Here is an 11,573-nt window from a genome sequence, read left to right as displayed (position 1 = left end):
CTCGCGCTCGGCCGCGCCGAGCAGATCCTGCCGGAGCTGACCGCGCTCGCCGAGGCGCATCCGCTGGACGAGCCGCTCCAGGCGCTGCGCCTGCGGGCGTTGCGCGAGGCGGGGCGTGCGGCCGAGGCGCTGGCCGCCTATGAGGACGTACGGGAGCGCCTCGCCGATCAGCTCGGCGCGGATCCGGGGCCTGAACTGCGGTCGCTGCACGCCGAGTTGCTCGATCCCGCGGCGCGGCCCGGGGCGGAGGTCCGTGCGGACCCCGGGGCCGGTGCCGGCGGCCTCGGGTCCGGGGCTCGGCCGCCGGCCGCGACCGCCGGGCAGCCCGCCGTCACCGCCGGGCAGCCCTCCGCCCAGGCGTCCGGTGGGGCGGAAGCCCAGGCCGCGTCGGCTGCCCGCAAGGGCAACCTGCGCGCCCGCCTCACCTCCTTCGTCGGCCGCGAGCCCGAGCTCGAGGCGATCCGCGGCGACCTCGCCGGTGCCCGGCTCGTCACCCTGCTCGGCCCCGGCGGCGCCGGAAAGACCCGGCTCTCGCAGGAGGCCGCCGACGGCCTCGGCTTCCGCGACGGCGTCTGGCTCGCCGAGCTCGCGCCCGTGAGCGCCGACGCCGACCCCGAGGCCGTACCGGAAGCGGTGCTCACCGCGCTCGGTGCCCGCGAGACCGTCCTCTACGGAGCCGGCGCCGAGGCGGTGCGCTCGGCCGACCGGGGTGCCCAGGACCCGCTCGCCCGGCTCGTCGAGCACTGCGCCCGGCGCGAGCTGCTCCTCGTACTGGACAACTGCGAACACGTCATCGGTGCGGCCGCCGACATGGTGGCGTATCTGCTTGGGCGCTGCCCCGGTCTGACCGTGCTCGCGACCAGCCGTGAACCGCTCGGTGTTCCCGGGGAGTCGCTGCGGCCGCTCGGGCCGCTGCCCGAGGCCATGGCCTTGAAGCTGTTCGCCGAGCGCGGGTCCGCCGCACGGGCGGGCTTCGCCCTGGACGACGACCGGGCGGCGGCCGAGGAGATCTGCCGCCGCCTCGACGGTCAGCCGCTCGCGATCGAACTCGCCGCGGCGCGGCTGCGGATGCTCACCCCGCGCCAGATCGCCGACCGGCTCGACGACCGTTTCCGCCTGCTGACCGGCGGCAGCCGTACGGTTCTGCCGCGGCAGCAGACGCTCAGAGCCGTGGTCGACTGGTCCTGGGACCTGCTCGACGAGCCGGAGCGGGCCGTACTGCGCCGCCTTTCGGTGTTCGCGCGCGGCTGCGACCTCACGGCCGCGGAAGCGGTGTGCGGCGCCATACCCGAGACGGACGGCGACGCCGCCTGTCATCTGCACCTCATGGTCGACCGGCGCGACGTCATCGATCTGCTCGGCTCCCTGGTCGACAAGTCCCTTGTGGTGGCGGACCCTTCGGCCAACGGCGAGATGCGCTACCGGCTTCTGGAGACGGTCGCCGAGTACGCGGCCGAGCGCCTCGACGAGGCGGGGGAGGGGGTCCTGGCCGAGCGCGCCCACCTCGTGCACTACCGCGAACTCGCCCGCACCACCGACCCTTTGCTCCGCGGCAGCCGTCAGGCCGAGGGCATCGCCACGATCGAGACCGAGTACGAGAATCTGCGCAACGCCCTGCGCCATGCCGTCGCCCAGCGCGACCAGCAGGAGGCGCTGAGTCTCGTGCACGGGCTGTGCTGGTACTGGCAGATGCGCGATCAGCGGGCCGAGGCCCATCACTGGTCGACCGCGGCGGTGGAGCTGGGCCCCGAACCGTTCACGCACCCGGTGCAGCCCGCCCCCGACGTGCACGAACGGTGCACCGACGCACCGCCGCCGATGAGCCCCGAGGTGCTCGCGGAGGCGCGGCGCGGAGCCAAACTGATCCAGCTGGCGACGCTGGACCACGGCCGGGATCTGTGGGCGGGCGACAACAACGACACCCTGAGCGCCGTTGTCGCCACGTACCGGTCGGGCATGCCGCAGGTGTGCAGGATGCCCGGGTCGATCTGGTTCTTCGCGCGTCTGATGACCGGCGAGTCCTTCGACGTCCTGGAGTTCAGCGCCGAACAGGTCGCCGCCTGCCGCCGGTTCGGCTACCGCTGGGAACTGGCAGGGGCGCTGCAGATGCGCGCCAACATCCTCGCCAACCGCACGGAATGGTCAGGCGATGCCATCGCGAGCGCCGATGAGGCGCTCGCCCTCTTCACCGAACTCGGTGACGTCTGGGGCCAGGCGGAGGCGCTGTCGGCGCGCGGTGAGGGCTGGGAGCGGCAGGGCGAGTTCGAACGGGCCGGCGAGGACTACCTGGCCGCCATCGCGCATGCCGAACGCATGGGCGCCCGCACCCAGGTACTGGTACTCAAGGCCCGCCTGGCCGGCGGTGCACTCTTCGAGCTCGACCGCGGCGACGAGGCCGAGCACATGCTGCGCGAGATCGTCGACGATGCCGATCCTGCGCTCAGCGAGCCGCAGGCGTTCGCCCGCCTCTACCTCGCCCTGCGTCTCGGCCGCACCGGTCGTGTGGAGGAGGCGCGGCAGAGTCTGTTCTGGCTGCGCGATCAGTTCATGTCCGGGCCCATCCTGATGTTCCGTGGCATGCTGGACGGGATGTTCGGCTGGCTCGACACGGTGGACGGCCGCCATGAGTCCGCGCTCGCGTATGCGCGCAGCGCCCTCGACCACGCGATGGAGCCGATGTCGCAGATGGTGATGCCGCAGCTGCCCGCGTCCCATCTCGCCCTTGCGGCCAAGGCGTTGGCGGGCCTGGGCGGTGAGGAGCGCGCCCTGGTCGCGGCCCGGCTGCTCGGTGCGTCCGACGCGAATCGGCCCGCGCGGCATGTACAGCCGCAGTTCGAGCGGGAGTTGCGTCAGGAGGCCGAGGCGCTGGTGCGCACGCAGCTCAGTGACGAGGCATACGAGCGGGCGCATGCGGAAGGCGGCGGCCTCTCCGTGGAGGAGGCCGCCGCCTTGTTCTGAGCAGCTGTGCGTTGCTGCTCAGGTTTCTGATCCGTACCGCTCGGACGCGATCCGACGGGGCGGATCAGGTCCGAGGGGCTCGGTATGCCGTACGCATCAGCTCTTCTTCGCGAACTTGTAGATGGCGTACGGAGCCATGACCACGGTCAGTCCGACCGTCCAGGCCAGCGTCACCCACAGTCCGTGGGCGACCGGGTGGCCGGTGGTCATCAGACCGCGGGCCGCGTCCGCGAGACCGGACATCGGGTTGTACTCGGTGAAGTTCTGCAGCCAGCCCGGCATGTTCTGCGTCGGGGTGAAGATCGACGAGCCGAACTGCAGCGGCATCATCACCAGGAAACCGAGGGCCTGCACGGACTGCGGGCTCTTCAGGGTCACACCCAGCACCAGGAAGATCCACATGACGGCGGAGCCGAAGAGCACCGAGAGCCCGACAGCCGCGAACAGACCGGGCCAGCTCTCGATGTCGAAGCCCACGAGGACCGCGACGAGCATCAGGACGGCGATGGCGACCAGCTGCCGCATGATCTCGACGGAGATCTTCGCGAACAGGACCGAGCCGCGGCCGATGGGCAGGGACCGGAAGCGGTCCATGATGCCCTTGTGGAAGTCCTCGTTGAAGCCGGTGCCGACGGCCTGGGCGATCGACATCGACATCATCGCGAGCATGCCGGGGATCACGTACTGGACGTAGGCGTCCTGGCCGCCGCCCATCGCCTTGCCGATCGAGCCGCCGAAGACGTACACGAAGAGCAGGGTGAAGACGACCGGCATCAGGAGGGCGTCGAACATCGACTCCGGGTCCTTCTTGATCCACAGCAGGTTGCGGCGGATCAGGGCGCCGGTGTGACGCAGATTGGCCCGCAGTCCGATACGGCCGTCGGCCTCTCCGGCGTGCAGAGGCGGCTGGTCGAGCGATTCGGGCTTGTTGAGGGTTGCGGTGCTCATACGGCGGCCTCCTCGAGTTCACGGGCGGGCGCGTCCTGCGGAGCACTGGCCTTCTGGCCGGTCAGCGAGAGGAACACCTCGTCCAGGCTGGGCAGTTCGGTGGCGATGTCGGCGAGCTGGAAACCGGCGCCGGCCAGATGGGCCACGATCGCGGTGAGCTGCTCGTCGCTCTGCACCGGCACGATGACCGTGCCGGTCTCGGCGTCGACGGTCGCCGTGGCGAGGCCGGTCAGACCCGAGGCGTCCAGGTCGGCGGCCATCGTGCGCAGTTGCAGCGGATCGGCCGGGCGGATGCGCAGGGTGCGGCCGCCGACCTTCGCCTTGAGCTCGGAGATCCCGCCCTCGGCGATGATCCGGCCGCGGTCGATCACGGTGAGCTCGGAGGCCAGCTGCTCGGCCTCCTCCATGTACTGGGTGGTGAGCAGGACGGTCACGCCCTCGCCGACCATGCGCTTGACCTCGGTCCACACCTCGTTGCGGGTACGGGGGTCGAGACCGGTGGTCGGCTCGTCCAGGTAGAGGACGGCGGGCTGGCCGATCATCGAGGCGGCCAGGTCGAGACGGCGGCGCATACCGCCGGAGTACGTGCCGGCGGTGCGCTTGGCGGCCTCGGTGAGGGAGAAGCGCTCGAGCAGGTCGTTGGCCCGCTTCTTGGCGCCGACCTTGGACAGGTCGAGCAGCCGCCCGATCATGTACAGGTTCTCGAAGCCGGAGAGCTTCTCGTCGACCGAGGCGTACTGACCGGTCAGGCCGATCTTGCGGCGCAGCTGCCGGGGCTGGGTGAGGACGTCGTACCCGGCCACGAAGGCCGAGCCCGCGTCGGGCTGGATGAGGGTGGAGAGGACTCGTACGAGGGTGGTCTTGCCGGCGCCGTTCGGGCCGAGCACACCGAGGACGGTGCCTTCGCGGACGTCGAGGTCGACGCCGTCAAGGGCCTTGGTCTCGCCGTAGTGCTTGACCAGTCCTCGTACGGTGACGGCGTTGCCGCCGGGGATCGAGTTCTTGTCGGATCGCGTCATGCCGACAACTCTGGAGCGCCCCGCCGACAGGCCACCGACACGTCACCGACAGGGGTGGGCGGAGACCGATATTCCGCCGATCCGGGCAGGTCGGGGGCTACGTCGGAGGAGAGGTGACGGGCCCCGCGACCGGGGAGGCCGACGGCCCGACGGGGCGGCACGACCGAGGAGACCGGTGGCCTGGAGGAATGGCGACGGGCCCGCACGACCGGGGGAAAGTCGGCGGGCCCGCGTGGTGCCGCAGCGGTTCAGGGGGCGGTGATCAGTGGAAGCTGTGCTCCTCGCGCGGGAACGTGCCGCCCACGACCTCCTCGGAGAACTCCTGCGCGGCGCGCACCATCTGCGCCCGCAGATCCGCGTACTGCTTCACGAAGCGCGGCATCTTGCCCGAGGTCAGGCCCATCATGTCGGTGTAGACGAGGACCTGTGCGTCGCAGTCGGGACCCGCGCCGATCCCGACGGTCGGGATGTGCAGGGAGCGGCTGACCTCGGCCGCGAGCTCGGCCGGTACCAGTTCGAGGACCAGGGCGAACGCGCCGGCGTCCTGAGCCGCCTTCGCGTCGCGAAGCAGCCGGTGGGCGTCCTCGTCGCCGCGGCCCTGCACCCGGTAGCCCATGGTGTTCACGGACTGCGGGGTCAGACCCAGGTGGGACATCACGGGGATGCCGGACTGCACGAGGAGTTCGGTCTGCGCGAGCGAGCGCTCGCCGCCCTCCAGCTTCACGGCCCCGACGCCGGCCTCCTTGACCAGGCGGGTCGCCGAGCGCAGCGCCTGCACCGGGCCCTCCTGGTACGAGCCGAACGGCAGGTCGCCGACGACCAGGGCCCGCGAGGTGCCGCGTACGACCGCGGCCGAGAGCATGGTCATCTCGTCGAGCGTGACGGGGACGGTGGTGTCGTACCCGAGGTGGCAGTTGCCCATCGAGTCGCCGACGAGCAGGACGGGTACGCCGGCCTCGTCGAAGACGGAGGCGGTCATCGCGTCGTACGCGGTGAGCATGGGCCACTTCTCGCCGCGCTCCTTGGCGGCGATCAGATCGCGGACGGTGACACGGCGGTTGGACTTGCCCCCGTACAGCGCCTTGCTGCTGTCGGATACCGCCTGCTGCGGGGCAGGCGTCTGGGCAGCCGAAAACTGCGTCATGGCAACGGCTCCTTCAGTCATCTCGAGGCGCCCTCACGGCGTCCCCGGATCACCTCCCATGGTGGCATCCCGGGGGCGGTCGGGGCTAGGGCACCCCTTGAGGCCGTCCCGTGGGCCCCCAGGTAAAGACTCCTTAAGACTTTCCAATACGAGACGGTGTCGTATCGAAATGGGTCTACGCTCGTCCGTATGACGACGACTCCCGCCACACCACCCCGCATACCGGAAGCAGTGCACCGGCGCCGCTGGGCGATCCTCGGTGTGCTGATGCTGAGCCTGCTGATCGTGGTGCTCGACAACTCGATCCTGAACGTCGCGGTCAAGACCATCTCCGAACCCGAACCCACCGGACTGGGCGCCAGCCAGGGCGAGTTGGAGTGGGCGATCAACTCCTACACGCTGGTCTTCGCCGGCATGCTGTTCACCGCCGGACTGCTCGGCGACCGGCTCGGGCGCAAGAAGATGCTGCTCGCCGGTCTCGTCGTGTTCGGTGTCGGCTCGCTGCTCGCGGCCGAGTCCGGATCACCGGCGATGCTCGTCGCGTTCCGTGCCGTAATGGGTCTGGGCGCCGCCTTCGTGATGCCCGCGACGCTCGCGATCCTGATGAACGTCTTCGAACGCGAGGAGCAGCCCAAGGCCATCGGCATCTGGGCCGCCGGCGTCGGTCTCGCCATCGCGATCGGTCCCATCACCGGGGGACTGCTGCTCGACCACTTCTGGTGGGGCTCGGTGTTCCTGATCAACGTGCCCATCGTCGCGCTGGCCCTGGTCCTGATGGTCGTGCTCGTGCCGGACTCCAAGGACCCGAGCCCGGGCCGTATCGACCCGCTCGGTGTGCTCCTGTCGATCCTCGGTCTCGTGCTGCTCGTCTACGGGATCATCGAAGGCGGCCGTATCGCCGACTTCGCGGACCCGCTGGTGCTCGCCACCATGGCCGCCGGGCTCGTCGTGCTCGTCCTGTTCGTGCTGCACCAAAAGCGCAGCGACCACCCGTCCATCGACGTCACCTACTTCAAGAACAAGGTGTTCTCCGCCGCGATCGGCGCCATCGCCCTGGTCTTCTTCGCGATGATGGGCGTCACCTTCTTCTCCGTCTTCTATCTGCAGAGCGTGCGCGGATACAGCCCGCTGCAGAGCGGTCTGCTCCTGATCCCGCTGGCCGCCGCCCAGTTGATCTTCGCGCCGCGCGCCCGGCTCGTCGTCGACCGCTTCGGCAACAAGGCCGTGTGCACCGCCGGTCTCGCGGTGATCGCCGCCACGCTCGCCGCGTTCGCGACCCTGGACGCGGACACCCCGATCTGGCTGCTCGAAGTGATCTTCTTCCTGATGGGCGCGGGGATGGCGCACATCATGACCCCGGTGAGCGTCGTGATCATGCAGGCCCTGCCGCGCGAGAAGGCCGGTTCGGCCTCCGCGCTCAGCAACACCTTCCGGCAGGTCGGCGGTGCGCTCGGGATCGCGATCCTCGGCTCGGTGCTCTCCGCCTCGTACCGCTCGAGCATCGAGGGCCACCTCACCGCGCTGCCGCCCGAGGCGCAGCACGCGGCCGGCGAGTCGATCGAGGCGACGCTCGGCGTCGCGCGCTCGCTCGGCGAACGCGGCGAAGCGCTCGTCGCCCCGGCCTACAACGCCTTCCTGGACGCGATGCACATCACCGCCCTGTGCGGAGCGGGCGTCGCCCTGATCGGTGTCGTGGTGGTCGCCCTGTTCCTGCCGGGCCGCCCGCCGAAGGACGAGAACGAGCCGTCCGAGGCGTCCGAGCCGGTGGGTGCGGGCCGGTAGCCCCCGGCTGCACGACAATGGCGTACGCGTGCGCAGGGGGCCGTACGCGTACGCACACAGAATGGGGAGCGCGGCGCATGAGCTCGATGGACCGGCCGGAACCGTGGCACGAGGAGAGCCGGTCCCCGGCCGTGCGCGGGCGGCCGCGCAGCGAGGCGGTCGAACGGGCCATCATCGAGGGCGTGATGAGCCTCCTGGAGGAGGGCGTCTCGCTCGGTGACATGTCCATCGAGCGCATCGCGCGCACAGCCGGTGTCGGCAAGGCCACCATCTACCGCCGCTGGAAGGGCAAGGAAGAGCTCTTCGTCGAGGTCATGCGCGTGGTGGACGCCCCCGACCAGGAGCTTCCCGGTGAGTCCGTACGGGATGATCTCGTCGTCATCCTCGAGGGGATCCGCCACCGAGGTCTCGCCAAGCGCTCGTCCGCGCTGCTGCAGAGCCTGCTCGCCCAGGCCAAGAACTATCCGCAGCTGTGGGACCTCTACCACGCCGAGATCGTGGCCACCCGCCGCGCCCGGCTCACTCAGGTGCTCAAGCGCGGGATCGAGTCGGGCGAGCTCCGCGGCGACGTCGATCTCTCGCTGATGGCCGACCTGTTCACCGGCCCCCTGCTCACGCGCACCATCCTCAGCCACGACGCGCCCCTGCCCGACGGCCTCTCGGAGACCGTCGTGGACACCGTGATCGAAGGGCTGCGGGTCTGAGGGCCCGGGGCTCGATGCCGGCGGCGATACGCCTCTGATGTGCGGGTTTCGTCACAGCGGCCCGTGACCGCCGGTAAGACGGAACTGCCCGCCGCCGCCCACCGTCCTCGTAGCAGTACGGCCGTCCCGGGGACGCTCTCCCCGTTGAAGGTGTGACGGCAAGGCACGGCACCGCCATCACCTAGGGTCGAACGGGTACGAGGACGGTGTGCACGGCGAATGAGGCGACGGTATGGCGCAGGCGTATATGACGGAGACGGGGACCAGCGGCTCGGGGCCTGAGCACCGCTCCCGTGTCCGGCGCCTGCTCGACGACTGGCGCAGAGGCTTCCGGGACCGGTCCGTGTGGCGCCGGGGTCTCGTCGTCGCGGGCCTCGCGGTGCTGCTCGCCCTGATCATGGCGCTGCACTCGCGCATCCCCAACCGCATCGGCAACATCGGCTCGCTCACCGAGACCTTCCTGCCGTGGCTGGGACTCTTCGTGCCGGTGCTGCTCGTGCTCGCCGTGGTCCGCAGGTCGGCCACGGCTCTGATCGCCGTGCTGCTCCCGGCACTTGTGTGGGTGAACCTCTTCGGCGGCCTGATCTTCGACAAATCCTCCGCCGGCGGCGACCTCACGGTCGCGACCCACAACGTCAACGCCGAGAACTCCGACCCCGAGGGCACCGCCCGCAAGATCGCGGCGTCCGGCGCCCAGGTCGTGGCCCTGGAGGAACTCACCGGCGAGGCGCTGCCCACGTACAAGAAGGTCCTGGCCGAGACCTATCCGTACCGGGCGGTCGAAGGCACCGTCGGCGTCTGGAGCAAGTACCCGCTCAGCGACAGCCGGTCCGTGGACATCAAGATGGGCTGGACCCGTGCGCTGCGCACCACCGTCGAGTCGCCGAAGGGCGAGTTCGCGGTCTACGTGGCCCATCTGCCGTCCGTACGCGTCAAGTTGAACGCCGGCTTCACCGCCGGTCAGCGTGACAACAGCGCGGAGGCGCTCGGTGTCGCGATCCGCGACGACAAGGTCCGCAAGCTGATCCTGCTCGGCGACCTCAACGGCACGATGAACGACCGCGCCCTGTCCCCGGTCACCTCCCAGCTGCGCTCCACGCAGGGTGCGGCGGGGGACGGGTTCGGGTTCAGCTGGCCGGCGTCGTTCCCGATGGCGCGGATCGACCAGATCATGGTGCGCGGGATGGAGCCGGTGAAGTCGTGGACGCTGCCGGAGACCGGGAGCGATCATCTGCCGGTGGCGGCTTCGGTCGAGCTCTGAGGGCTCGTACGGTGCTGGGGCCTGCCTGACGCGTACGGCCGCGGCGTCTGTCTGATGCGTACGGGCGCGGGGCCTGCCTGACGCGTGCGGCCTCAGGTCTGTCTGATGCGTACGGCCTCAGGTCTGCCTTACGGGATGACGATGTCCTGCTCGTGGAAGTCGGTGTCGGCGCCGGTGTCCCGCGGGCAGGGGCTCACATGCACCTCGGTACCGCGGTCCGTCGCATGGTGCTCACGGCCGGCCGAGCCGATGCCGGTCACGGAGGCGAGCACGGCGACCACCGCGAGCACCAGGGCCGCGGTCGCGAGGCCGTGGCGCAGGGCCGGCAGGTACGTCGGCGGGATCATGACGAACGGGCCCTTCGGTGCCGGAAACGGGGACCTGACCAAGGTGCCAGCCTTTTATGGCCGCCTTAGCCGGATTCCTGCCTGATTCCTGCGCCGAAGGACCCGTCGTCGTAGGGTCCGAGGTCCCGGGACCCGTGGGGGAGTTACTTGGCGGAGCCCGTCCAGATCGCGTCGTCGTACTCGAGGATCTCGGGGCTCATCTCCAGCTGGAGCTCCTTCTCGGCGCCGGCCGGGACGGAGAAGGCGTACTTGGCGGTGGCCTTCTTGCCGGGCAGGACCGTGCCCTCGAAGGGCTTGGTGCCGTTGGAGCCGTCGAAGATCATCTCGGTGTCGGCACCCTCGCCGTCACGCAGGCTGGGGAAGGCGCCGGAGATGTCGAGCTTCTCCTTGCTGCCGTTCTCGATCGTGATCGTGAACTGGAAGGCCTTGTTGCCCTTCTCGTGGCCCGCGGCGTACTGGTCCGGCGTGTACGCCTTCGGCTCGGAGACCGTGACGAGGACGCCGTCCTCGTACTCGTAGGAGTCGCCGAACACGGCCGGGTCGCCGGAGTCCGCGGAGTCGGCCGGGGCCTCCTCGCCGGCGTCGGTGGCCTCTGCGGTCGGGTCCTTCGGGGCGGAGGAGGAAGCGTCCTTGATGGCCTTGTCGAGCTCTTCGCCGGCTTCGTTGACGAACCACACGGTGAAGGCCAGCACGGCGATGGCGACGACCACGGCGATACCGCCGGTGATCGCACCGGCGAGCGCGGCGCCCTTGTTGGTGGCCTCACCGCGGCGGGCGCGGCCCATGCCTATGAAACCGAAGACGAGTCCGAGCACACCGAGGATGGCGCCGACCCAGAACAGCACGATGGTGACCGCGAGGACGAGGCCGATGATGCCCGTGACGAGAGCGGCCGTGCCCAGACCGTTGCGCGGCTGCATGAACGGGCCCGGCGGCGGGGCCATCGGGTAGCCGGCGCCGGGCGGCGGCGGGGGAAACGCCTGGTACGGACCGGCAGCGTCGGCGGGCGGCGGGGCCCAGGGGGACTCGGGGCCGGGCGGCGGCGGAGTGGTCATCGTGTTCCTTGTGCGAGCAGTGTGAATTTCCGGCAACCGTAACAGAGCCTTATGTTTGCTTTATCACGGGCTTCACCTGCGCGAACTGGGTGTTCTTCGCGGATGGTTCGCGTGCCCGTTCGGGTGTGGCCTCGGGGTGCGCTCTCGTTGCGGGACGTGGTTCGGGTGCGCCTGCGGTGGGCGGCTTTTCCCCTGCTCGCCCGTTCCTGGAACCGGGGCTTGGCCCTCGGGTCCCGGGGTGGGGGCGGTCGGTTGTGGTCGCGGGGGCTCTGCCCCCGGGCCCCCGCTGGGGGCTTCGCCCCCCGGCCCCCTTTCTGGGGGCCTTGCCCCCAGGCCCCCGCTTGTCGCGTGCGGT

The 11,573-nt window shown here is 70.4% G+C and carries 9 protein-coding genes; 4 read left to right on the top strand and 5 right to left on the bottom strand.

Translation table 11 applies throughout. The annotated features are described in order from the left end of the window. A partial coding sequence (locus ABT367_RS38120) for an ATP-binding protein (protein WP_352258150.1) occupies positions 1-2,958 on the top strand: 2,958 nt, incomplete at its 5' end. A 96-nt stretch (positions 2,959-3,054) separates the two neighbouring features. On the opposite strand, the gene ABT367_RS38115 is transcribed toward ABT367_RS38120, so the two are convergent. The 3 genes from ABT367_RS38115 to panB form a co-directional block, all read right to left on the bottom strand. Next, positions 3,055-3,906: an ABC transporter permease gene (locus ABT367_RS38115; protein WP_352258148.1), complete on the bottom strand. Its 852-nt coding sequence runs from the start codon at positions 3,904-3,906 to the stop codon at positions 3,055-3,057. Further along, positions 3,903-4,925, bottom strand: coding sequence for an ATP-binding cassette domain-containing protein (locus ABT367_RS38110; protein ID WP_352258146.1), 1,023 nt, complete (start codon positions 4,923-4,925; stop codon positions 3,903-3,905). The genes ABT367_RS38115 and ABT367_RS38110 overlap by 4 nt, the downstream gene beginning before the upstream one ends. A gap of 262 nt (positions 4,926-5,187) precedes the next feature. Then, positions 5,188-6,069 (bottom strand): 3-methyl-2-oxobutanoate hydroxymethyltransferase, encoded by an 882-nt coding sequence (gene panB / locus ABT367_RS38105; protein WP_352258145.1) that lies wholly within the window; start codon positions 6,067-6,069, stop codon positions 5,188-5,190. Between the two features lie 189 nt (positions 6,070-6,258). Here panB and ABT367_RS38100 point away from each other — a divergent pair, with 189 nt between their 5' ends. The 3 genes from ABT367_RS38100 (at position 6,259) to ABT367_RS38090 (ending at position 9,816) form a co-directional block, all read left to right on the top strand. Further along, positions 6,259-7,851 (top strand): MFS transporter, encoded by a 1,593-nt coding sequence (locus tag ABT367_RS38100; protein ID WP_352258143.1) that lies wholly within the window; start codon positions 6,259-6,261, stop codon positions 7,849-7,851. Positions 7,852-7,928: 77 nt separating this feature from the next. Then, positions 7,929-8,555: a TetR/AcrR family transcriptional regulator gene (locus tag ABT367_RS38095; protein WP_352258141.1), complete on the top strand. Its 627-nt coding sequence runs from the start codon at positions 7,929-7,931 to the stop codon at positions 8,553-8,555. A 232-nt stretch (positions 8,556-8,787) separates the two neighbouring features. Further along, entirely contained in the window at positions 8,788-9,816 is a 1,029-nt protein-coding gene (locus ABT367_RS38090; protein WP_352258140.1) for an endonuclease/exonuclease/phosphatase family protein, read from the top strand. 128 nt (positions 9,817-9,944) lie between these two features. Here ABT367_RS38090 and ABT367_RS38085 read toward each other — a convergent pair whose 3' ends face one another. Together ABT367_RS38085 and ABT367_RS38080 are read right to left on the bottom strand one after the other, a co-directional pair. Next, entirely contained in the window at positions 9,945-10,163 is a 219-nt protein-coding gene (locus ABT367_RS38085; RefSeq protein WP_352258138.1) for a hypothetical protein, read from the bottom strand. A 143-nt stretch (positions 10,164-10,306) separates the two neighbouring features. After that, positions 10,307-11,218, bottom strand: coding sequence for a DUF4190 domain-containing protein (locus tag ABT367_RS38080; RefSeq protein ID WP_352258136.1), 912 nt, complete (start codon positions 11,216-11,218; stop codon positions 10,307-10,309). Positions 11,219-11,573 lie beyond the last annotated feature (355 nt).

Origin of the sequence: Streptomyces mesophilus (assembly GCF_040300965.1) — a bacterium.
Lineage (GTDB): Bacteria > Actinomycetota > Actinomycetes > Streptomycetales > Streptomycetaceae > Streptomyces > Streptomyces mesophilus_A.
This window is presented reverse-complemented; position numbering and strand designations above follow the sequence as displayed.